This is a genomic window from Halobacteriovoraceae bacterium (assembly GCA_020635115.1).
In the GTDB taxonomy this organism is placed as follows: Bacteria; Bdellovibrionota; Bacteriovoracia; order Bacteriovoracales; family Bacteriovoracaceae; genus JACKAK01.
This window is the reverse complement of the sequence record JACKAK010000009.1, coordinates 21,766-45,656: the sequence shown is the minus strand read 5'-3', so window position 1 is coordinate 45,656 and position 23,891 is coordinate 21,766. Positions and strand designations below refer to the sequence as shown.

Below are 23,891 nucleotides of genomic sequence, written 5' to 3'. Positions count from 1 at the left end.
CACATTCTACTTAATTAAGAAATTAACTGACTACATAATAATTCTGACTTTAAAATACAACTTCTTGTTTGAGAGTCAATCAAATGAGTTTCGCGACGCTTCTATTCAAGAGTTTTCAGGATCTTAAGAACATCATCATGATGAGTTTTTGTATTTACCTTATCCATAATGTGTAAAATTTTTCCATCCTGGCCAATAATAAAAGTTGTACGAAGAATTCCCATAAATTCTTTACCCATAAATTTCTTATTTCCCCACACACCATACTTTTCAGCGATTTTATGATCAGGATCACTCAAGAGAGTAAAATTTAAATTCTTTTTTTCTACAAACTTTGTAAGCTTCTCTGGTTCATCTGGACTTACACCTAAAACCACAGTGTTAAATTTATCAAATTTTTTCTTAGAATCAGTAATTCCACACGCCTGAACTGTGCATCCTGGAGTCAAGGCCCTCGGATAGAAATAGAGAAGAACCTTTTTCTTTCCTTTGAAATCTTTCAAAGACACTTTATTTCCATCTTGGTCATTTAATGAAAATGATGGGGCATTACTACCAATTTTTAATTTACTCATTTGTTACCTCTACCATTTATCTCGTAATTGTCTTAATTTCACAAAAACTTGTTTGTCACCCAATTCAGTGCTATCTTCAATTTGAAAAGTCTTTCGAACCCCTTCAACAACTTCCTTTTGTTCTATTCTCATAAAACTATTAATTTTTTTTTCTTCACCTATTGTTGTTAGAATATGTTCGGCCTTAAGTTTTTTCTTATAACGATCGAACATTTTTTGGGCGTCATTATTACCAGGCTCTCTATCTAGGGTAAATTGGATATTATTTCCCAAATATTCATGTCCAGGATACACAATAATTTCATCAGCAAGTTCATTTATTTGACGATAAATTGTTTGATAAAGAAGCTCGGGGTTTCCTCCATGATAGCAGTTTCCGACACCAGCATTGAAAAGAGTGTCTCCAGAAAATAACGCATAAGGTTTATCGTTAACGTAAAGAAGAAGACATATACTTGAATAGGTGTGGCCTGGAGTTTCTAGAACTTCTAAAAATGTACCGTTTTCAATGTCAATAATATCGCCTTTTTCTAAAGGATGGCTCATTTTGGGAATTTTAGATTCAAGATCTTTATGAGCATATACTTTGCATTTTGTTTTTCTTGCGAGTACTTTATTTCCTCCAATGTGATCATCATGTTCATGTGTATTTATAATTGCAATAAGTTTTCCCCCAATTTTTTCAATTTCGTCTAGGATATATTGTGCGTCAAGGGGATCAATGCAAATAACTTCTTTCTTTGAGTTTTGAATTAAATAATTAAAATTTCTCAGGGGTGAATCTGGAAAAAGTTGATGTACTTTCATAGGATACCTTTTTCTCTAATAATGCTCAGAGTTGAACAAATATTTAGTTATTTTTGAGTATTCATAAATACGGAGTTATAATACTGAATCTTTTTGCAATCCATCAAGGGAAAAAAATGACCTCAAAAGAAGTATCGATCCTGTTTTTAGTTTTCTTAATCATGAAATTCACAATTAAAATATATCTAGACCTTAGAAACAAAGAGTATATCAATAAGCATTCAAAAGAGGTTCCAAATACTTTCAGAGATAAAGTTGAACTTGCGGATCATCAAAAGGCCGCTTTGTATTCATCTAGTAAAATCAATTTTGGTTTAGTATCAGGAGTAATAGGAACGTTGGTACTTTTGGGTTGGACACTTGGAGGTGGACTTAACTACATAGATGAGTATGCCAAGGGTTTTAATCAGGGAAATATTGCCACTGGATTAATTTGTTTTGGTCTGTTTGCTATAGTTTCAATGTTAATTTCATTGCCTGAATCACTTTATTCAACATTTGTACTAGAAGAAAAATTTGGTTTTAATAAAACAACACCTAAAACATTTATTGTGGATATGATTAAGGGTACGGCCCTTGGGATTTTAATCGGAGGACCAATATTAACAGGAATATTATGGATTATGGAGAAATTGGGAACATTTTGGTGGGTTTATGCCTGGGCCTTCTTATGTATTATACAGGTTCTTATGCTTTGGTTGTACCCTACACTCATAGCTCCCATTTTTAATAAGTTTACAGAAATGGAAGAAGGTGAAGTAAAAGAAAAAGTTTTAAAATTACTTGAAAAAACTGGATTCACAAGTAAAGGATTATTTGTCATGGATGCTTCAATAAGGAGTTCACATGGAAACGCATATTTTACAGGTTTTGGACAAAATAAGAGAATTGTTTTCTTTGATACTCTTATTAAGACTTTAACACCCGGAGAAGTTGAAGCAGTCTTGGCCCATGAGTTAGGGCATTTTAAAATGAAGCATGTTCTTAAAAATATAGCTAAGTCATTTATATTTTCATTGATAGGTTTTGCGATTTTAGGTCAGTTAATCCAAAGCCAAAGTTTTTTTAATGGACATGGAGTACAGAATGTATCTATTTATATGGGACTCCTCTTGTTTTCAATGGTTTCGGATGTCTACACATTTTTGATTACACCTATTAATTCTTTGTCATCCAGAAAGCATGAGTTCGAAGCGGATGCATTTGCAGCAAAGTATTCAAATGCATCTGAATTAATTTCAGCTTTAGTTAAACTCTATAAAGATAATGCAAGTACCTTAACTCCAGATCCACTTTATAGTAAGTTTTATCACTCACATCCACCAGCTCTCATAAGAGTAGAACATTTAGATGAGCTAAAGGATCACGCCCTCTAATTCGAGCCATTTTTTTTTCAATTTAAGGCCATAAAAAAAACCACCAAGTCCATTTTTTGCCTTTACTCTATGGCATGGCACTAGAAGTGCGAATGGGTTTTTTCCACATGAGTTTCCTATGGCCTGATATGCTCTTGATTTAAGTTTTTGAGCAATATCACTGTAGGTTATTGTTTTGCCACAAGGAATTGAGAGTATTTGTTTCCAAACTTTGATCTGAAATGGAGTACCTTTAAAATGTAATGGAAGATCAAACTTTTTAAGCTCTCCCGAATTGTACTTTTCTACCTGATCAAGAATTTGTTCTTCGAGAGTACAAGTTGGGATAGGATTTATTATTGTTTCTTGTTTTAAGAGCTCACATTTAAAAATTTCTTCCTCATCATGCACGACTAGGAAATCGCCCACCATTGTGTGAATGAGAAATTCTTTATTGGGCGTCATAGATTAAATCTCTCAAATAATTCTTAAGGTAATCAAAATAAGGCTCTCGATATTTTGCAAGTTCATTGTGCAATTCATGATAAGCACCATTAAATACTTTATGCATAGTTCCCTTATCTACAGTTGAGAAATAGTATACTAAATCTTTTTGTCCTATAATATGGTCTTCACTACCACTGACACAAAGAGCAGAACATTTAGTCCTTAAAGGCCTAGAAAAAATATCTTTACTGGCCTTAATGAGTTCAAATACTAAATGTGTATGTATTTTCAAACAATTTAGAGCATCTTCAAGATATTGTTCTTTGACGTATGGATCATGTGAGAGATTATCAAGATCAACAAGACCGGCCAAAGGAATAGAAGGTAATTTTACTAAGTTTGATAGTAATATATCTGGGGCATATTTAAAAAACTGACCAGCTGGCCCTCCAACAACGGCAGGAGGAGCGCTCAAGATAATTCTTTCTGGATAAAAATCTTCTTTTACATAACGCTGAATAAATCCGGCAGTGATGAGTGCACCCATTGAATGTCCGAAGAGAACATATCGTTTAACTTTATATTCTCTTTTAAGAAATTCAAGCAAGGCCTCAAGATCATCAAAGTAATCTGAAAATGATCCTACGTTTCCTCTTTTTCCGAAGCTTTTGCCATGCCCCCTAAGATCGTAGAGGCAAATATTAAAATCAGAAGCAAAAAGATCAAACAAATAAGTATGCCTCCCTGAGTGTTCTCCCAATCCATGAGTCCCAATAATCCAAATGGGGGCACCAGATTCTTTGATTTTCAGATGAATTTCTTTGTCTTCTGCAATTTCTAAAGTCTTTTCTTCTATAATCACAATTTTCCCTCTACTATTAAACAGTGAACGGACGCAAAATTTTAATTGAGAATAGGTTTATTAAAAACACGAAAAGAGTATCATAAACAGAGAGCTTGAGTCATGACAAAAAGATTATATTGTCCAATATGTTTGAACGACACAATGACGATTTGCAAAAGAGGACTTATTCACCTCTCAGTCAACGGTAGGTCTCGTGATACTGGACGTTTTTTATTCAATATAGAAACGCAAGACCATGATGAAATTCTTGAGGAATTTGAGAACAAGGTTGAAGATTTTCTTAAGTGGTATTCCAATTTTCAGAATATAGAGCCAATTAATAAAATTGAAGTTTATTCAAATGATTTTATATGTGAAAGTGGATGCAAAATCCCTATCGATAAAACCTTTACAATTCTTGATGTACTTTTTACTCATCAAGAGGCCTATAGTGCAGTTGAAAAAATTGCTCAAAAATACAAAATGAAAGTAGAATTAATTACGTCCTAATACATTTTCTTCTTTATCCACAAAGTTTTTGTGACTCGTGCAATTTTTCGATTATCACCATCGGTTATAAAAACTTCAAAAATTGGCTCATGTTTTTTCCCATCTTCACAGGCATTGTGAATTTCTTGGATGGCCTCGGGAGATACATGGAAATGGGCAAATACTTTCGATTTTCCAGGATGAAGAAATTCAATTTCGGCCTTTTTGTCCCAGACGATATATTCTTCGCCAAGTCTTTCGATAAGAATTAACATGTAAAAAGGGTCACACATGGAATACAAAGAACCTCCATAATGAGATCCAACATAATTTCGGTTCCAAAATCGCAATTTCAAAGAAACATCAATAGTATCAAACTCGGGGGAGACATAATCTATAGAAATCCCAGATCCCAAAAATGGGGGCCAGTAGTTGACAATTTTTTTTAGTATTTTTTGTCTTATTCTTAAATTATTCACGATTATTTTTTATATTTAGGTGACTTATAACTTTGTTAAATCTATCGGCAAGTTCATGAAATTCATCCTTATTTCTAAAAACAATTTTTTCACTGTCCTTATTTTCTAAAACTTCATCCATTGTTCTAATTAATTTAGAAATTGGCCCGGCTATTTTATGAGAATAGAATATACAAACTAAAACAACAGCTATTAAGAAAAGTACTGAAATTATAATTAGCCCCTGTATGACGTTTTCCATGTCAGTTCTTAAAACATCTCTTACCTCAAGGGATAAAGTGGACATTTGCAAAACTTCCAAAAAATTTTTTTTGATATACAGAAAAAATGTCCCAAGATAGAGAATTGTTAAAACAAGTCCAGAGATATAGCCTAGGATAATAAACCTTAGTTGAAACCCTGGAATGGGAAAAATATTTTTGATACTTCTTCTCATTTTGTTCCCCAAAAAAACAACATCACCTGGTCGTAAAATCAGATAGTTTTGCAATATTTTAGCAATAAATTTATTTAAAACATAGAAAATTGTATCAATAATTTTTATTTTCACATATAATGATATTATTTTTTAAGAAGCTGTATTTTATGAATAAAAATGGACTAAGTCTGGTTGAATTGATAATTGCTGCGGCCATTTTAAGTGGTTTGGCCCTTGTTGGTGGAAACATCATCACCTCAAGTATGAAGGGCATCAAAACTGTTGAAATCAGAAGTGATGAGTTGAGTTATCTTTCAGAAATTAGAGATATTATATCGGACCGAGATACATGTATTTCTAACTTTCAGGGGTTAAGTGCATACACAGGAACTTTACTAGAGATAAAAAATAAAGAAGGTCTTGCTGTTTTCAAAACTGGGGTAGATTTAAATAATAATGGACATCAAATAAAATCGTTTGAACTTAATCACTCAGATCCTCTCTTAACAGATGATACAACCCATTTATTTGTTTATTTTACAAGAGGACACAGTACAGTGGGTGTTAAAGAGTCTGTCAAAAAAATCAAACTATCTGTGATTCTCGATGGGAATCAGGAGATAACAAGTTGTCGAGCTTTGAGTATTGAAGGAGCAGGTGGCAGTAGTCTGTGGTCTTTAAGCTCAAATTCCCCACAGGGACAAGATAATATATTTTATAACTCTGGTAACGTTGGGATTGGATTAGAAGATCCTAAAGTGAGCTTAGATATAGCAGGAAGTATAAAACTTAGTATGTCTACTGTTGAGTGTAAACCAGAGACAGAAGGAACGATTCGATATGATGCTCGATCAAAAAAACTTCAGTATTGTAACTCTACTTCCTGGGCAAATATTGCTCAAGAACTTATAACGGAAGAAAAATTCTATGACGTTAATCCAAATTTATATGGAGTTACACTTGTAGAAGAAACTAGACAACATAGAAGCGGTAGTGGTGAGCCGTGGGAAAGTATTGGAACTGGAATATATCAATTCAGAGGGAGAAACCTAACAGTTAGTCATTTAGTAAATTTATATTCACTATTTCCAAATTTAAAATCTGCAATGGAAACTGACCCAAGCTCTTTAGTTTATATAGAATTAGTGAATATGGGAGTAGGACTTTTTCCAGATTTTACTGAAAAATTCTCTGATGCTAATAATTTGCCCTTAACTCCCACTGATACAAATATTGACCCACCAAATTGTCAAATGAGACTTAACGTCAAAATGATTTACCCAAATCTAACTGCAGAAACAAAAGATGGTAGGGATAAATATTGGATGGCAAAAATGACATTTGATCCAAGAACAGGATTTATGGAAATCTTTGGAATAGCCGGTGGTGGTTGGGGGGAATGTGCAGGCAACGAATGTACTGGATGTTTAGATAATTTAACCATCCGTGTGAGATATGCACCAATCTAAATTTTTGAATATTTTATATGCTTAGAAGTTAAATAAAAAAAGGGGCCTTACTGGCCCCCGTGAATGATTATTTGTGGGTCAAATTATCATTTATTAACCGAGCAATCTAAGCGCAATTTGTCCTTGAGTATTTGCTTGACTAAGAACAGCTGCACCAGATTGATTAAGAATAGAAAGTTTCGTATTCGTTGCAGTTTCAGTAGCATAATCAGTATCTCTGATACGAGAGTTAGCAGAGCTTAAGTTCTCGTTAGTGATCTGAATATTTTGTATTGTTGAAGTTAGTCTATTTTGCATAGCACCAAACCCAGCTCTCTGTCCAGATACTTGAGTTATCGCACTGTCTAAAATCCCAAGAGATTCTTGTGCAGACTCTTTCGATTGAACAGCAAGGCCATCAACGCCTAAAGCTGCGAGCGTAGAATTTGTAGCTGAAGCATTGAAAGTAATTCTGTCCTCGTTTTCAATATTGTTGATACCAATTTGAAAATCATAGAATTCACCTGTTCCATTTAATAGCTTCTTGCCGTTAAATTCTGTCACATTAGCAATTCTCTCAATTTCTTCTTTCATGTTCTGATACTCTTTATCAGCAAAGCTTCTTTCTGTGTCGCCTACTGTATCTGAGGCAGATTGAACAGAAAGTTCTCTAAGTCTGATAAGGATACTCGAGATTTCATTGAGACCGCCTTCTGCAGTTTGAATAAGAGAAATACCGTCACTGGCGTTTCTTTCGGCCTGAGTAAGGCCTCTAATTTGACCCCTCAATTTTTCAGAAATTGCCAAACCAGCTGCATCATCAGCGGCCTTTACAATTCTTGAACCTGAAGAGAGTTTCCCAAGCGACTCGGCCTGGTCATTTGTGGTCTTCCCTAATGTTCTCTGGGCAGAAAGAGAAGTCACATTCGTGTTAATACGTAAACCCATAGTTGAACCTCCTTGGTCACAGCGCTCCACCCTTGGAACTAAATCTCGCCTTGAGATTTATCTGCTTCGTGCAATATTCGTATAAGTTACTTAATCTTTGTAAAGCATCATTGCTTACATCATGCATATCGGAGTGGAAAATTTTTCCTTAAGAAATTTTTGCCGAATATTAAAAATATTTTTTCACGAGTGTTATCAAGAGTTTAAGGCAATAAAAAGGTGATTTTTAATGAGTTTTTAATTGACAATAATACTTTGTTCGATTAATTTAGCCCCACTTTGAAACATTCCGATTGGGGCGGTTAGCTCAGCTGGGAGAGCACTAGCCTTACAAGCTAGGGGTCACAGGTTCGAACCCTGTACCGCCCACCATATAAATCTCAACTCGACACTATTCGATTCTTCACGTTTCACGGTGGAACACAGATCATAAGGTCTACAGGAAAGTATGTGAAATATATAAATTAAAAGGTATTAAATTTAATTTTTAGATAGTTTATAATATCCTGAAATACTCCTCCATGAAATAATTTTTCAAAAGTAGATTTTCTATGTATTCATCAGATTCAATCTATAATAAAGACAACAAAAAATTGAATCAATTTCACTACATACTCTTTATACCATTTGCCATTTTAATTCTTCTCTTTCCTCTTCGTACTTGGTTTTCAACACACTTGAATCTTATAGATACCTATGACTTTGGTATATACTATAAAGCATTTGTTGAAATAGCTTCATTCACCGATTTTAATCCATATATAAGTTTCAGAAACATTAATATTTTTGCTGATCATTTTGATCCTATCCTATACCCAGTATCAATCATCTTTGGTCAAATTTCAAAGTCTCAAACAATGCTATCACTCATTGAGGCACTCTTTGTTATTCTTCCAGGTTTTGTCTATATCAATAGAGAAAAGAATTTAAACTTTTTTAAAGGTCTTTTTGTATTTGGATTAATATATTTTTCGAGAGGAGTTCTATCAGCGCTTAGTTACGGAGTACACCCTACCACTTGGTCATTATTACCAATATTTTTTCTCATTAATTCAATTTGTGACAAAAAAGATAACCATATCATTTTCTGGTCAATCATTTTATGCTTATTTAAAGAAGTTTTTCCTTTTTCAATTTTTGCCCTTGGTCTTTTCTACATTATCAATAAAGAAAAAAGACTTGGTATCTCTTTAGTTTTCATTTCTATTTTGTTTTTGTTCGTTATTTTCTACATTCGCCCCCTATATGTTGGAAAAACTTATAATTATATCAAATTCGATTCTGTAATCAGTACGATTATGAATTTTAAGTACAAAGATTTTTTAAAACTCATCTATCCATCTTTAATTCCAATATTTTTCATTTTTAAATATGATCTTAAAAATCTAGCTAAGTACAAGTTAAGCATAGTACCTGTCGCTGTTTTTTATCTCCCACAATTTTTTATCCATTTTATAGCAAATAAAATCTACTACCATTATGGAGTGATCATCGCGGCCCCAATATTTTGCTATACAATTTTTAATCTTGATAAATTCATTAAAGAATGTTCTAAAAAAACTATACTTCTTTTTGCTCTTTTTTTAGTTTTTCTACCTGGTATTTCAGGTCATAGAAAAAATTTAGAATACTCAAAAATTTTATTTCAGAAATTTAATCTATTTGCTGAACAAAAAATTACTGAAAATAAAAAAATTGAAAAAGCACTTAGAGAAATTCCAAAGGGAGAATCCATTTTTGCAACATCTGGACTCATTACACGACATCTCATTACTGCACAACTAAATTTTTACCAGATAAACAATTACACAAAACAGCTCAGCGAATATTCAAATTTAGCATTTAATCTAAGTGCGAATGAAATGGTTTTTCCCTATAATAAAAATAAAATCGAAAATATAATAAAATGTGCAAGTCCTTATATTTCAAAGATTTATTATGAAAGCAATGATTATCTTGTTGCAAAGGGACCCTTTCCACTCAAATGTTTTGATTGATTATTGACAATAAAAAAGTCCCCAAAATCGAGACCTTTCAATCCATTTTTTAAAGTTAAAGTTCCTGCTCCATAAAGGATAATTAGAATAGCGCATCTCGCAATTTTTTGACTCTTCTAGAACTCTAAATACATCTTTCCCTTTTTCAACAAAGAGCCAATTGTTTTTAAAATCAGATAAATTTACTTGTGACAAATTTGCCAAGTTCTCAAACTCTAAACTACTGCGACGGTAAAACATTAAATCAAGCCCCACCATCACATAGGGATTTCCTCCATAAAGATAAATTTTATTAATATTATTATTATAGACAAAAGAATAAAATTTTATTGCTGTCTTTGCAGGTTTAAACATGACGACTAAAAGTATCAAAAAGTTCATACCAATTAAGATTTTTATTGCAACCTTTTTTCCCCTATTTTTTGAATCTTTCCACCAGGATTCATCTATACCCAACATGCTTAAAGCATCGAGAAGTGCATAGGGTGCCAGGACAAAAACAGGAAATATGAAACGAAGTGCTTTATGTGAAAGTATGGAGTGTACCAAACATAGGGGAAACGTTGACCAGGTAAATAGACTTTTTGGTTTTCTTAACCATACATAAAAATAAAGACCCACAAATATAATACTTAGTGGAGGTATTCCTTTCGTTATCGTTTTTACAATCAATTCCCACCATGGGGAAGGAGGAAAACCGGACAATTTACCTAAAACCAGATTTTGATTAAGATAGTTCCAAGGTGAAAAAGTCCAAACTCCATAACCCCATTTATCTACAAAAACATTCAAAATCGTTACAACAATTATTCCAAGCGCCATCAGGCATGCATTTGAAATTTTCGCTCTACCAACTAGTAAATACCAAATCCAAGCAAACATGATGATGATTCCTATTTGAAAACGAAAACAAAAGGCAAACCCCATCATCAGACCTATCAAGAATGTAAAGAGTGATTCTCTTTTTAAATTGGCCATTAAAGAATGAATCATTAAGGATAAAGAAAGTAGTAATAGATTTGATCCCATTCCTTCTGAGGATGGCCTAACCTGAATATAGGGAATCATCCACATCACATGACATGAAATAATTGAGATTTTTAATTGAAATTTGTTAGTTGAAAAATAATGCAAACTTAGACAAGCGGCCATGGTACTTAAAAATCCGACTAGACTCGTAAAAAGTCTAAATACTAAGGCCATCCCAAAGGGATTTGCCCCAATGAAACTGTACATAAACTTGTACATCAAATAATAGAGTCCTGGTTGCATCCAAGATCTCATCTTGTTGGGAAATTCCCAAGGTAGAGATTCACTAGGAGAAAGACCTAATTTATAGTTCAGAAATTCAAGAATCTGCCATTGTTCATCAAAATGGTGAAAGCCTACACTGAATATAGCAATAATGATGTGAATAAAGAGTCCAATATAAAAGACCTTTAGATAAAAATCTTTCCAATCTTTACTATTAATTCCAAGGCCCGTAAGTATATTTTCAATTAAACTATGCATTGGGCAATACTAATGGGCCAAAAAAAAATTGGCAATGTCTTTTTCAAGTTTCGTTATGATGAATGGACGAAGTATTGAGTCAAAATGCTCCCAAAATTTTGGGAGCGCAAAAAAGACTACTCAGTTCTTTTAATAAGATGATATCCAAATTGAGTTTTTACTGGCCCTGAAATTGCTCCAACTTCTAATTCAAATGCAGCATCTTCAAATGGCTTAACCATCATGCCTTTTCCAAACTGTCCCAAGTCACCACCATTTTTGCCGGAAGGGCAATTTGAAAAATCTGATGCCAACTTCTCAAATGTTTCTCCATTTTCAATTTTCTGCAAAATGTCATCGATTTCATGTTGATGATCGACTAAAATGTGAGATGCTCTAATTTTTCCCATTTACAACTCCTTTTTGTTTAGTTTTATTTAATTTAATTAAATTCATGTTATGGTTTTCTTATATCTTCTAACATATCAGTAAGATTTATTGACATAAATTTAAGAATAAACCATTTTTCTTTTCAAATTATTACAAAAGGATGCTCTTTGAAAACATCATTTTCCCTCGTAAAATTAGCTCTATATACTTCAATTGTCTTTAATGCAACCCTATTGGCCAAAGATAAAACAAATGCCTCATCAAAAGAGGACACATTTTGTGAGAGAAAATTTGTTGGACATGTCATTAATTCAAAAGGGGTTAAAAGTGTTCACTTAGTTAATGCCCCTATAGAAACACCAAGCATTATGGTCCCTCCGCACATGCAGGCCGAAATACATTTTGGAGACTTTGTTCAGGCAAACCTAAAAGGACAAGATAGGCTACAAAACACAGTCACATTTTTTAGAAATGGACTTGATATGTATGGCATTTTACGCACAGATAATTTTCATCGTCACTACATAGAAACTTTAATCAATGGCCGAAACTATGAAATTAGAGTTTCAAATGGTAAACGTTCTTCCAAAAAAGCACCTGTTGGTGAGTATGTTAAATTTAAACTTGATCATAAAAGATCAAATGAACAGCATCTCTATGGAAAGTACTCAGAGGTATTAGGAGAAAAATTTCCAGAAGAATTGGAAGAGGAATTAATTTTACAACAATTCGGTCAAAGATTGTATCATTCAACTAGGGCCGTTAATCAAGCTGAAGAACTTTTGCGTGAAAAAAACTTATTGCGCAAGACGATCAAAAGAGAACTTAAAAATGGTCGAAAAGATCTGAGAAAAATACCATTAAGATCTATTGATCCTTCTACAACTACAGACATAGATGATCTTATTTACACAAAAAAAAATGAAGATGGTACGTTTAAACTCTATGTGGCCATTGCTGACCCTACCCATTGGTTTGATGATAGTTCACCTTTGGCCAGAGAAGTTTATGACCGTCACGCAACGGCCTATTATCCTAAAAAAAGGTTTCCGTTATTTCCGCTGAAAATAGAACAAGAACTCTTTAGTCTCCATCCTGGGGAAGAACGTCTGGCCATGGTTGGAGAGATGGATTTTGATCAAAATGGTATTCTAGTAAAAAAAGATTTTTATGAAGCAGTTGTGATTAATCATCGAAAATGGAATTATGATGAGGTTGATCAAATTTTAGAAGATGGAAGCAATATTGAATTTACTGATGATCTTGAGTTATATGCACTTATTCATCAAAACCATAAAAACGATGGTGCACTTTACTTAAATAGAAAATTACGAGAAATGAACATAGAAGAAGTTCCTTCTCACCTTTCACCAGAACTTTTTACAAGTGAATCCCATGAATTAATCGCCGAATTCATGATCTCAGCGAATAAGGCCGCAGGTTCATGGATGAAAGAAATGGGTTATACGGGAGTATATCGTTCACAACTTGAACTTAATGAAGAAGATATCAAAGAAATTTTGAAAAAAGGAGAATCATTAGGTTATGAAAAAGAAAAGGATTATGAAGAATACCAACATTCTGATCTTCAAAGTTTTCTCTCACAAATAACAAATCCTGATCACTTTGCAATTATGGTTCCGAATATTTTAAAACGCTTTAGACCTGCTTACTATACTGACCGACCTCGAGTGCATTCTACACTCAATATTGAGACCTATGCACACTTTACAAGTCCAATCAGAAGAGCTCCAGATCTTGTCAATCATAGAATTATGAAGGCCCTCATGAAAAATGAAACACCTCCTAGTTTGGAGAAGATTGAGAGTTTGGCCAATCATTTTACTGCAAAAACAATTCTAGAAACTCGTCGTGAATTATTTTATGAAAAAGTCCAGAAACTTAAAAAATTTAAAGAAAGGGTATATCGAAAGGAAGGAGAAAAACATTTTCCGGCCAAAGTCATTGATATGAATAAGTTTGTTATTGTATTCAAAGTTATTGGAGAAGATATAGACGGTATCATTTATACAAAAGATCTAGTAAAAAAATATGGTTATGAGTTTAGTAGTGATGGAAAAATCCTTGAGAGTACCAGGCTTAAAAAATTCTTAACTGTTGGAAGTGAAATTATGGTTAAACCTTCTACGATTATTCCGCATTTAGATAGAATTGACTTTAGATTTATTCCAAAATAAAAAAAAGGCCATGCATAGCATGGCCCTTTTTTAATTCTTTTTAACAATTAAAGAGGAAAAATAAATGAGGCGTGTACTTGATACGCCTCGGCCCTAAAATCACCAAGGAAGTATCCATCTTCTCTGTTTCCTGAAGCATCTGCAGTTTCAAGTGCTAAAGAATGGCCACCTGAACTTCCACCGTCATGTGTATACTCAAAAGTTAAATCAAAAGTCATATCTTTAAATTTTTTCCCAGTTCCGATATAATAACCAGGTCCACCACCTGGAGCAGTGAAAGTATTTTTAGCAGTTCCATCGTTTACTACTTGTGTCCCATATGAAGCACCAATTCTTGTTGCCCATTTAGATTCTAGAATATGTTCAAAGCCTAAAGAAAAGATGTGAGCATCTTCCCAATATAGGGGAATATTTCCAGCGCCATTTGCTAATGCATTAGCACCAGCTCCAGAAGAAGAGGCCATACTCGCTTTTAGAGTTCCAGAAATCTCAATTTTCTTAAGTTCTGAATACTTTGTAAAACCATATTGATAATGGAGACTTGTATTTTCACCAAAACTAAAGTGTCCCCCGGCCTGAATATTCCATGGAAATTCACTTTTTGCTTTAGTATCTCTAGTAACTCCATCAAAAGCAGCACTACTTCCTGTTGATCCATGGGCCATTCCCGAAGCTGTTCCATCTTGTAGGTCTAACTCTACTCCGGATCGAAAGACAACACCAAAACTCATACTTTTTGATTCATTTTGGGCCTGCAAACCAACTCTAAAACCATCATAAGCTGTATCGTTTAGGCCCTCTATTTTAGACTGAATAATTGCACTAGTCGCTGAGTTAACCTCAAAACTTTGAAACTCGCCTGTCCCGTAAAGAACTCTCCATGCTGCACCGAAAGTTAACCAGGTGTTAACTCTATATCCAAGAGCAAGAGTTCCTTCATATACTTTTAAATTTGCGGACTGATTACCTAATCTATTTTTTACAGATCCGCTTGAGAGTCCTACTTCCTCAAATTCAGAGATGGCACCACCGATAGTATATATACCCGCGCCTAAGGAAAATTTTGGTGATAATGTTTTTTTTACGAGTCCACCCATGATTGGAAGAACCTTGTACGATCCATTAATAGATTTATTATCTTCAGTGGAAGGCCCATGAAACCGAGACAGACCTGGTGAAATATTCAAAGAAAATGCGTCGTCTCCATTTACAAGACCCGCGGGGTTAAAGTACGCAGCATCGGCAGAATCAACTGCTCCAACAGCGGCCCCACCAAATGCCGACCATTTTGCCGACCATATAGTTGCTTTGTCATAACCACCCGAAAAGGCGCTTATTGACATCCCGGCCATGGCCAGGGTTAAAACTTTTTTATTCCATCCCATAACAAAACCTTCCATTTTTAATATTAAACTACATTAATATTGTTGACTTAGAAGGAGCAAAACGCACTACGCAATGAGTTATGCTTTTGTTTTTTCGCTGTTCTGACAATTAATTTGATAATCTTCAAAAACTTGTTTTTGAAGATCTAAATGAAAATAGTAAGTGTTATAAAATTTTGAGAGAGTATTCATATGTCTTCTAATTGTTGATCGAATTCCGTCAACATTTTCTTGTTCCTGCTCTACGTCTTCATTTTGGTAGAAATGGGCGACACTGTAGGGAAGTCCGAAAATGAGTGCTGAGCCCAAGGTTACAGTTCCAAAAACTTTTCCTGGATTTCTCTTGATCCATTTCTCCAATGCGATATAGATATTGAATGTTTTCTGTCCTTCTGTTGCCTTAAGCATTTTAAGATAGTCATTTCTTAGCAGTCTTTCATTATGGCTTTTTTTATCATAAAGAAATCCAATGACTGGAAAAACGGCCAGACACGATCCCAAGACTGCCTTTTTAATTGGAACCATTGCAATCATTTCATCATTGAGGACATTTCTTCCAAGTTCTCTTTCCTCAAAATTCTCATCATCATAGGCCATTAAACTTATGAAAGGAGTGAGAACTGTACAAAGCGAATAATACAAATATCTGTCATAGGCATTTCTTTGTTTTATAGCTTCTAAGAGATCCCTTTCAACTTTTGTTTGTATATCATCAACGTGACTTATTACTTTCTTTCGATCAAGGTAGTCTGTGTTAATTTTTTCTTCAATTTCTTTGCTAATTTCCCGAGAATACATGGCCACTTCTGTAGAAAAGATAAAAACATGCTCTTTTATTACCGCGTCAAATCTATCTACTTCATCATTAATTCGATTTAAATAGCTTTTTATCTCTTCACAGCGATAATTATTTTCTGTTGCATAAAGAGAATTAATAACTAAGGTAAAGATTGAGAATTTAATAATTAGTAGTTTTTTCATAACGATAGCCTTATTACCATTTGGATTCGCGACAAACAATAAAAAATATAAAATTTATATAAGTTCATTAAAATTAATAGCTTCCATTGATTTTGTTTGCAGATTTGGATAGATCTATTTCTTTGAATTTCTGAAAGGGTAAAATTCAGTGAAATTATTTGGCATTTTTTTTGTTTTTTCTCATTTCTGTCTTCCTCTATACGCCTCAAGCTTTGAAAAGAGGGTTATTTATAACTTGGATAGAGAATACACATTAAATTATCCTGAAAACTTCCATCATTCTTTGGGAAGTAAATCTAGCTCAAGTTTGGAAAATAAAGTTGATTTTTTGCAATTTCACGTGGATCAAAATGAATATACAATAAAGGATGATTCAATTGTTCAGTATCTTTTAGAGGCAATGAAAGATCATCGGTCACCTAAAAGTCATATCTTGCGGGAAGAAATTAAGTTGTGTGACGAGGTCATGGCCGTTCTCATATCATGGGTAGCAGAATCTGATTTGGGAGGGCCAACAATTGCGACGCATTTTGAATTAACTGACAAAGTTCTTAATGGTAAAATAAGCCTGAGTGTTAGTTTAGTTTATAAGATTTACTTGATAGATTTCTTGTGGCGACAATATCTTGAATGGAAAAGACAGATTCGGCCAGGTCTAGGTGTTGTAATACCTGAAAAAATACTTGAGACAGATAAAACATATGTGGCCAAGCAATTTGAACTTTCGCAACTTACTTTAGGTATTTTAAGAGAAGCAATTACTGGGCTATGGGAAATGGTTGAAAAATCAAGTAGGCCAATGGGAATTCTTTCAAAAATAAACAAAGGGGACATATCAGAGATTGTAGAATATGCTAAATACAATAACGGTATGAAAGTCATATCAAAATTTAAAAATGATTTGCATCCAACAAGCCGAAAGATCATTCACGATACTGTAAAAAAAGAGATGCAAACAGATATTTTGAACTTTTTTAAATTTAGTTGGAAAGAAAATCAAAGAAAATACATTATATTAAATACAACTCGTTTTTATCATTCTGCACTTGTAGTTGCTTGGATTAGTGAGTTTGTAAGAATTGCGACTGGCGAGTTCGATTCTAGTTTATTTACTGTTCTGAGTGTATCTTCTATTGGTGAAATTTCAAAAGTAAGACAAGATTATGTAATGAATTTGAAAAATACTCTTTATAAAAGATATAATCGATATGTTTTAAAAGAAAAATTTCTGTTGCGAACTTGTTCACAACTCCTTGAATAACAAGGAGTTGTAAACACTAGTTTGCAACTTCTAGTTCTTGTTCTTCTTTTACTACTGATAAACCTACCACTTGCATGAACATTTCAGGTTGAGTCAGGTTTAAAGCGTGCCTTAAAACGTCATCAACAAATTCACATGCCTCAATTTGAAGTCCATCTAAAATTTCTTGAGAAATTTCAACTAAATCCTTCAGGTTTCTTTTTGGAATAATTACTTTTGTAATACCTGCTTGTTTAGCGGCGAGTAATTTTTCTTTAAGACCACCGATTGGTAAAACTCTCCCTCTAATAGTCACTTCCCCTGTCATTGCCACATTTTGGAAGACTTCAATACCAGTTATTGCTGAGGTAAGGGCCGTGACCATTGTTATTCCGGCAGAAGGCCCATCTTTTGGAGTTGCGCCCTCTGGAACGTGAATATGAATGTCGTGTTTTTCGTACCATTCGTGATCAATCCCAACTCTATCGCTGATAGATCTAACATAGCTTAGAGCGGCCTTAGCTGATTCTTGCATGACTTCGCCCAATTTTCCTGTAATTTGAATCATTCCTTTACCTGGAATGGTCACAACTTCAATATGAAGAAGTTCGCCACCTACTGAAGTCCAGGCCAGACCATTCACTAATCCAACTTGAGGACCTTTTTCAATATCGGCCCGATCAAATTTTATTGGACCCAAGAATTTTTTTAATTGCTTATTAGATATTACAAATTTCTTTGGTGGTTGAATATTATTTGTAACGACATCTGTTGCAACTTTTCTGGCCAAAGTGTTCATTAATCTTTCAAGTTCACGAACACCTGCTTCTTTTGTATACCCTCTGATAATTTGAAGAATATTTTTATCTGAAACTTTTAAATCGAAATCTTTTAATCCATTATGTCTTATAGCTTTATCTAAAAGGAATCGTTTAGCGATTTGTAGTTTTTCAAAAGGAGTATAGCCTGGAACATTAATAATTTCCATTCTATCTCTTAGAGGTCCTGGAATTCTGCTTAGATCATTGGCCGTCATAATAAACATAACTTTTGATAAGTCATATTCAATTTCAATGAAATGATCAGAAAAATTTTTATTTTGTTCAGGATCTAAAACCTCTAACATTGCACTTGCCGGATCGCCTCTAAAGTCGCTACTCATTTTGTCTATTTCATCTAGTAAAATAACTGGGTTTGAGGTTTCAGCTTTTTTCAAAGCTGATATGAGTTTTCCTGGCATTGCCCCAACGTAAGTTCTTCGATGTCCCCGAATTTCACTTTCATCTCTGACTCCACCGAGTGAGATTCGAACAAATTTTCTGCCAAGTGCCGTTGCTAGAGATCTGGCGACAGAAGTTTTTCCAACTCCTGGAGGGCCAGCAAGACAAAGAATGGTCCCCTTGCTTTCATTTTGTATAAGAGAACGTACTGCGAGATATTCGACAATTCTATCTTTTACATCCTGTAGGCCAAAATGTTCAGTATCTAAGACATCTCTAGCGTGAGAGACGCTATTGTCATCTTTTGAGTATTCAAACCAAGGCAAATGAAGCATCCAATCAATATAATTTCTGACGACAGCAGCTTCTGCAGACATAGGAGACATTGATTTTAGCTTTTTAATTTCTTTTTTAGTTTTATCTCTAGCTTCTTCTGGCATATTTTTCGCGGCCAGTTTTTCTTCGAATTCTTGAATTTCTGTTTTGTCATCTTTTTGACCAAGTTCTTTTTGAATTGCACTCATTTGTTCATTTAGATAATACTCTTTTTGGGATTTCTCCATTTGAGTTTTAACCCGAGAACGGATCCTTCTTTCGACGTTAATAATTTCAATTTCACCCTGCATTTTTTCAAGGAGAAGATTGAGTCTTGTTTCTACTTCAATGGCCTCTAATATCTGTTGTTTCTCAGGTATTTTCATGGTGAGATGAGCTACTATGATATCTGCAAGTCTAGAGGGATCAGTTATTGAAGAAATGCTCATTAGGAGTTCAGGAGGAATTCTTTTATTGAGCTTAACATATTGTTCAAAAGTAGTTTTAATAGATCTCATCATTGCTTCAAGTGAGACGGGATCTTTAACTTCGGTATGACATTTTTTAACAGTTGCCCAATAACCCTCTTCATTGTTCTCAAAACTTTGAACTTCTGCTCTATACTTACCTTCGATTAATACCTTAACGGTATTATCAGGTAATCTGAGCATTTGGATAATATTTGCCACTGTTCCTATATTGTAAACATCAGAACTATCTGGATTTAAAACACTCGCATCTTTTTGAGTTACCAAAAATAGTTCATTGTTGTTTTGAGAGGCATCTTCAAGTGCAGAGATTGATTTTTCACGCCCAACAAACAGAGGAACTACCATATGAGGGAATATAATCACATCACGAAGTGGTAGTAGTGGAAACCTTTGAGTATCTGTCGACTTCTTGTCGGACATAGCACCTCCTGCGCCGCTAAATATAACTCTCTCATCAGTTAATTTAAACCTAGAGATTAACTATTATTTTGGCCTGAAAATGATTTAGGGTCAAAAAAAAACCATGGGCAACTTTCTCCTAACCTGCCGCAGTTGACTCTCAACCATATAGAATCATTAATTTTTTAAAATTATATCGGACCAAATGTAAGCTAATTTTTTATTCTGAAAACTAAAGTTCATATAAAATATAGTTTTCTTGCAAATAAGATAAATTTCTATTTTTGATGGCCTTCCAAATATCGTTTATTCTTATTTTCCTTTTCCATTTAGGCCATTTTTCTAAGATTTTCAATCCTGAAGCGTATTCGTCTTTCATACTAGATTCAGATGAAATTGCATAGGCCGGTTGGTTTTCAACTAAAAACTTTCTAATTTTATAATCTGGAAGCGGTTCTACTTTTTTCTGTAGAATTTCTTCGAAATAAAAACTTCTTCTTGATACAAGTGCAATATTGCGTAACTTAATTTTAGAAATTAAATGACTTGGTATATAGGGAAGATAAAAACTACTAATACTTACACTCCAAAGAAATGCAATACTAATAAATTGAAAGATAATACTTTGAAATAAATTATTTTTCAAAATCGAATAGAGAGCAAAAGAGATAAAAATAAATGGTATTGATAATAATAAAATTGACTTAAAGGATGAGAAATAAATCAAAATTAAGATAAAGATTAATATTAAAATGTTAATACCAATGGTTGAAACTTTTACAATTTTATTCATTAAGTCGCCCTCTATGCTATAGTTCAATAGAAGTAGCAATAGAAGATAAGGGATACAAGGCATTGCATACTGACTTGATCTTTGAGAAGGAATAAACCAGAGGCAAAAGAAGACTAAAAAGTGGATAAGGAGAAAAATAGTAATTTTATCGTTTTGCTTTATTTTTCTGACTATATTCTTAATACTCAAGGGTAGAAATAGGATTAAAGGATAAGAGTAAACAAGAAGACCTTCAACAATCTTAAGAGGAGAATGCTTTTCACTACCGAATTTTCCAAAATTTTCTCTAAGAAAAAAGTAGTTGGTAAATTCTTTTCCAAAATCTATATAGTTAACTAAATACCAAATTCCACCAAAGAAAATGCTAAGTATTCCAACACTCAATGACTGCTTGAATATATTTTCATCAAACTCAACTTTGAGATAAATTGCATATAATACGACAGAACAACCGGTCATAACAATTGAAACAGGCCCTTTGATCAAGATGGCCAATGCAGATAGAATAAAAGCTGTTAAAAAATGAAAGATACTTTTGTTTTTAAGAAAACTAAAAAAGAATAGAGAGCTAAGAAAAGGTAAAAAAGTCAGAGAAATTTCCATTAAATAAACTCTTGAAAATTTTAGCATCCCTACAGTCCCAATAAGGAAGAAAAAAGTTTTAGTCAATTCAGTCCCTAGATAACTCACAGACCACTGAGCAGCGAGAAAAGCACAAATTAGGCAAAGAAGACAAATAAGACTCCTAGCAATTGTTAAATTCACCTCCCCCATTAAATCATAGGCAACCTGAGGAATCCAAAAATGCAAGGGGGGTTTTGACCAATGTCTTTCCCCCCTATAGTGAGGAACTTGAAAGTTTTGGGTTTCATGCATTTCCTGTGAGATTTGTATATACAAAGCTTCAGTTCCTTGTCTGGGGGCGTAAATATTACCAATATCCCAAAAAAAAAGAAGAAAAATAAAAAAAAGCAAATATTTGTTGAATCTATCTAAAACCAAGACTAATCCTTTTTATAAAGACTAAATATCTGACCCATAGTATAACTTGTTGATGATACAAATTAAATCTTTTAAAAATCCAATCTTTCTGTTTTTTATTTTCACTGCATTTTTGCTTTCTTTCACACTTAAAGATAAGGCCAATACAGATTTTAGGGCCTACTACTTATCTGCCCAACGTCTTGTTGCAAAAACATTTAATATTCAATTAACTGACTCTGTTCATATTGCCCATCGTCCTCAAATTTTACCTGAAGACTCACTCTATAATAATGATGAACTAACGCCATATAAATACGTTCCTGTTATCGCCTATATCTTTGCTCCTCTTGTTATTTTTGATTATTATACAGCAAAAAAAATTTGGTATTTCTCGATACAGTTTTTTTTGTTTCTCTCATTTTACTTCCTTCTGAGTTTATTAAAATTTGAGAAAAACAATAAACATCTTCTTTTTTTTATTACATATTTTTTTCTTTTTCGCTTTATTCTCTACGACTTAAAAAATTTGCAAATCAATAGTATTATTACATTTTGTCTTTGTGGTTTTTTTTACTTCAAAGAAAAAAAAGAAAACCTTGCATGTTTTCTGCTTGCTTTTGGCATCGGTGTAAAGATTTTCAGTGTCTTTTTGCTCATTTATTTGATAGTTGAAAAAGAATGGAAATTACTTGGCAAAACTATTTTATTTGGAATATTACTTATTTTATTTCCAATAATTTCATATACAAATTTTTCTGAATTATTTCAGGAGTATCTGAACTATTTTCAGTTTATGTCTAATGGACAGCATGCATTTCCTGCTTCTCCCAGTTATATACATCCTTCAATTGACTCTTTGCTGGTTAGAATATTGATGAGCAGGCCTTATTTTTCAAACTTTTCCATAGGAATTTTTGAGTTTTCTCCAGTAATGACTTTTATCCTCATATTAGTAATAAAATTCATACTCTTGATAACAATCATTTATCATCATAGAAAATACAAACATCTTAAATTATTTTGGTGGAGTGTCTATATTTGGTTTACTATTATTATAAATCCACTGGCCTGGAAACATGCTTATGTAGGTTGTTTACCACTGGCGATTTTAGGAGTTCAGGAATTTTTAAATCATCCCTTGAGATCGAAAACAAATATTCTTTTTTTCATCTCCTTGGCACTTATGAGTTTTACTTCAAAAATTTTTTTGGGAAATTATCAAAAAATTGTGGCCGGAATCTCTCCTGTGCTCTTAGGGAGTTTAATTTTGATAATTTTTTACTTAAAACAACAAATCCAGTTGAATTCAAAGTAATTAAATATACTTTTCATCTGTAAGAATTTTAGTTTATTAGCTTTTCAAATATATTTTCGTAAAGATAAATCGCAATGAAATAAATATAAGGGATTGAAATTAAAACTAAAAGTGCTGCAATTTTTTTGTTTATTTCAGCGATTTCTTTAAAATTTAATGTATCAAGAACACGTGTTCCTAAAATAAGATCAACCAAATGTCTCCTTTCAAAATTCATATATGTGCTCATATAAAATAATGGCCCTGTTAATAATATAAAAGTTAATATAAGAATTGGTCTAAAAATACATAGATGAAAAGGGATTTGAGATCGATTGCGACTATCTGTGATGACTTTAATTTTCTTTATATATTTACCAAGAGAGGCATTAAAATATTTTAGTGTCATTGTATGATATAACCAATAGATACCTAAAACGATAATATTAATCTTCAGTCCTTTTGCCCCAAACTGCTCCATTGAGAAATAAATTTCTAAATTGAAAAAATGTGAAATTAGAAACATCATACAAATAACGATTAAAAAATCAATCAATCTGGCCACTAGTCTGTCTCTTGTTTTGGCAGGTACAAGGTGTAAAACTTTAGAGACTGTTGTATAATTTACGGATTCTGTGAGATTTGCTAGTGTATAAGTTGTAGATTTGTTTCTATTGTATTTAAATTCGTCTAATTCAATGGATTCAAAATAGCTCTTTGATTTTGCATGATGAACAATTGTATTTCTAGAGTTTATTTCTCTATTCACTTTTTCTAGTGTTTTCAGATACCTTTTATTTGTTGGATCTTTTTCAAGCTTCTTAGAGTAATGTTCTTGATACTCATAAAGCTGTTCAATAGTTAGATCAGATACCTTGGCCATTTAAATTCCTTCTATGACTT

The 23,891-nt window shown here is 33.2% G+C and carries 21 protein-coding genes and 1 tRNA gene; 8 read left to right on the top strand and 14 right to left on the bottom strand.

The features are described 5' to 3' along the window. Window positions 1-101 precede the first annotated feature (101 nt). Both bcp and H6622_14455 read right to left on the bottom strand, forming a co-directional pair. Window positions 102-575, bottom strand: a complete 474-nt coding sequence (gene bcp / locus H6622_14460) for a thioredoxin-dependent thiol peroxidase (GenBank protein MCB9062723.1) — start codon at window positions 573-575, stop codon at window positions 102-104. 9 nt (window positions 576-584) lie between these two features. Further along, window positions 585-1,382 (bottom strand): MBL fold metallo-hydrolase, encoded by a 798-nt coding sequence (locus H6622_14455; protein ID MCB9062722.1) that lies wholly within the window; start codon window positions 1,380-1,382, stop codon window positions 585-587. A 116-nt stretch (window positions 1,383-1,498) separates the two neighbouring features. Here H6622_14455 and H6622_14450 point away from each other — a divergent pair, with 116 nt between their 5' ends. Next, the gene (locus H6622_14450) at window positions 1,499-2,758 is read left to right on the top strand and encodes a M48 family metallopeptidase (protein MCB9062721.1); all 1,260 of its coding nucleotides are present in this window, start codon (window positions 1,499-1,501) and stop codon (window positions 2,756-2,758) included. Here the strand turns inward: H6622_14450 and H6622_14445 are convergent. Both H6622_14445 and H6622_14440 read right to left on the bottom strand, forming a co-directional pair. Continuing rightward, entirely contained in the window at window positions 2,738-3,202 is a 465-nt protein-coding gene (locus tag H6622_14445; protein ID MCB9062720.1) for a methylated-DNA--[protein]-cysteine S-methyltransferase, read from the bottom strand. The two genes, H6622_14450 and H6622_14445, sit on opposite strands and share 21 nt — an antisense overlap. Then, a complete protein-coding gene (locus H6622_14440) occupies window positions 3,189-4,046 on the bottom strand; it encodes an alpha/beta fold hydrolase (protein ID MCB9062719.1) in 858 nt (285 codons plus the stop codon). Before H6622_14440 ends, H6622_14445 begins: the two co-directional genes overlap by 14 nt. A gap of 132 nt (window positions 4,047-4,178) precedes the next feature. Here H6622_14440 and H6622_14435 point away from each other — a divergent pair, with 132 nt between their 5' ends. Further along, window positions 4,179-4,538 carry a hypothetical protein gene (locus H6622_14435; protein MCB9062718.1) on the top strand — a complete coding sequence of 120 codons (360 nt, stop codon included), beginning with the start codon at window positions 4,179-4,181 and terminating at the stop codon, window positions 4,536-4,538. Here H6622_14435 and H6622_14430 read toward each other — a convergent pair. Beyond that, window positions 4,535-4,969 (bottom strand): DUF4442 domain-containing protein, encoded by a 435-nt coding sequence (locus H6622_14430; GenBank protein MCB9062717.1) that lies wholly within the window; start codon window positions 4,967-4,969, stop codon window positions 4,535-4,537. The two genes, H6622_14435 and H6622_14430, sit on opposite strands and share 4 nt — an antisense overlap. 19 nt (window positions 4,970-4,988) lie before the next feature. Next, window positions 4,989-5,546 carry a methyl-accepting chemotaxis protein gene (locus H6622_14425; GenBank protein ID MCB9062716.1) on the bottom strand — a complete coding sequence of 186 codons (558 nt, stop codon included), beginning with the start codon at window positions 5,544-5,546 and terminating at the stop codon, window positions 4,989-4,991. A gap of 35 nt (window positions 5,547-5,581) precedes the next feature. On the opposite strand from H6622_14425, the gene H6622_14420 reads away from it, so the two are divergent. Then, complete coding sequence (locus H6622_14420; protein MCB9062715.1) at window positions 5,582-6,883, top strand: hypothetical protein; 1,302 nt, start codon at window positions 5,582-5,584, stop codon at window positions 6,881-6,883. A gap of 93 nt (window positions 6,884-6,976) precedes the next feature. Here the strand turns inward: H6622_14420 and H6622_14415 are convergent, their stop codons facing one another. Continuing rightward, window positions 6,977-7,810 (bottom strand): flagellin FliC, encoded by an 834-nt coding sequence (locus tag H6622_14415; GenBank protein ID MCB9062714.1) that lies wholly within the window; start codon window positions 7,808-7,810, stop codon window positions 6,977-6,979. Window positions 7,811-8,106: 296 nt separating this feature from the next. Here H6622_14415 and H6622_14410 point away from each other — a divergent pair. Then, a tRNA-Val gene (locus tag H6622_14410) sits at window positions 8,107-8,182 on the top strand. 179 nt (window positions 8,183-8,361) lie between these two features. Continuing rightward, a complete protein-coding gene (locus tag H6622_14405) occupies window positions 8,362-9,807 on the top strand; it encodes a hypothetical protein (protein MCB9062713.1) in 1,446 nt (481 codons plus the stop codon). Here the strand turns inward: H6622_14405 and H6622_14400 are convergent, their stop codons facing one another. Both H6622_14400 and H6622_14395 read right to left on the bottom strand, forming a co-directional pair. Beyond that, complete coding sequence (locus tag H6622_14400) at window positions 9,808-11,319, bottom strand: hypothetical protein (protein ID MCB9062712.1); 1,512 nt, start codon at window positions 11,317-11,319, stop codon at window positions 9,808-9,810. A 116-nt stretch (window positions 11,320-11,435) separates the two neighbouring features. Then, a complete protein-coding gene (locus H6622_14395) occupies window positions 11,436-11,708 on the bottom strand; it encodes a peptidyl-prolyl cis-trans isomerase (GenBank protein MCB9062711.1) in 273 nt (90 codons plus the stop codon). A gap of 147 nt (window positions 11,709-11,855) precedes the next feature. Between H6622_14395 and H6622_14390 the strand changes: the two genes are divergently transcribed. After that, window positions 11,856-13,886, top strand: coding sequence for an RNB domain-containing ribonuclease (locus tag H6622_14390; GenBank protein ID MCB9062710.1), 2,031 nt, complete (start codon window positions 11,856-11,858; stop codon window positions 13,884-13,886). A gap of 47 nt (window positions 13,887-13,933) precedes the next feature. Here H6622_14390 and H6622_14385 read toward each other — a convergent pair whose 3' ends face one another. Together H6622_14385 and H6622_14380 are read right to left on the bottom strand one after the other, a co-directional pair. Continuing rightward, the gene (locus H6622_14385; protein MCB9062709.1) at window positions 13,934-15,286 is read right to left on the bottom strand and encodes an outer membrane protein transport protein; all 1,353 of its coding nucleotides are present in this window, start codon (window positions 15,284-15,286) and stop codon (window positions 13,934-13,936) included. A gap of 63 nt (window positions 15,287-15,349) precedes the next feature. Beyond that, complete coding sequence (locus H6622_14380) at window positions 15,350-16,252, bottom strand: hypothetical protein (GenBank protein ID MCB9062708.1); 903 nt, start codon at window positions 16,250-16,252, stop codon at window positions 15,350-15,352. Between the two features lie 148 nt (window positions 16,253-16,400). Between H6622_14380 and H6622_14375 the strand changes: the two genes are divergently transcribed. Further along, on the top strand, window positions 16,401-17,513 hold the full coding sequence (locus H6622_14375) for a hypothetical protein (GenBank protein MCB9062707.1): 1,113 nt from the start codon (window positions 16,401-16,403) through the stop codon (window positions 17,511-17,513). A 16-nt stretch (window positions 17,514-17,529) separates the two neighbouring features. On the opposite strand, the gene lon is transcribed toward H6622_14375, so the two are convergent. Further along, window positions 17,530-19,938, bottom strand: coding sequence for an endopeptidase La (gene lon, locus H6622_14370; protein MCB9062706.1), 2,409 nt, complete (start codon window positions 19,936-19,938; stop codon window positions 17,530-17,532). Window positions 19,939-20,149: 211 nt separating this feature from the next. Beyond that, window positions 20,150-21,610, bottom strand: a complete 1,461-nt coding sequence (locus tag H6622_14365; protein MCB9062705.1) for a hypothetical protein — start codon at window positions 21,608-21,610, stop codon at window positions 20,150-20,152. A 154-nt stretch (window positions 21,611-21,764) separates the two neighbouring features. On the opposite strand from H6622_14365, the gene H6622_14360 reads away from it, so the two are divergent. Continuing rightward, window positions 21,765-23,009 (top strand): DUF2029 domain-containing protein, encoded by a 1,245-nt coding sequence (locus tag H6622_14360; GenBank protein ID MCB9062704.1) that lies wholly within the window; start codon window positions 21,765-21,767, stop codon window positions 23,007-23,009. Window positions 23,010-23,037: 28 nt separating this feature from the next. Here H6622_14360 and H6622_14355 read toward each other — a convergent pair whose 3' ends face one another. Continuing rightward, window positions 23,038-23,871, bottom strand: a complete 834-nt coding sequence (locus tag H6622_14355; protein MCB9062703.1) for an RDD family protein — start codon at window positions 23,869-23,871, stop codon at window positions 23,038-23,040. Window positions 23,872-23,891 lie beyond the last annotated feature (20 nt).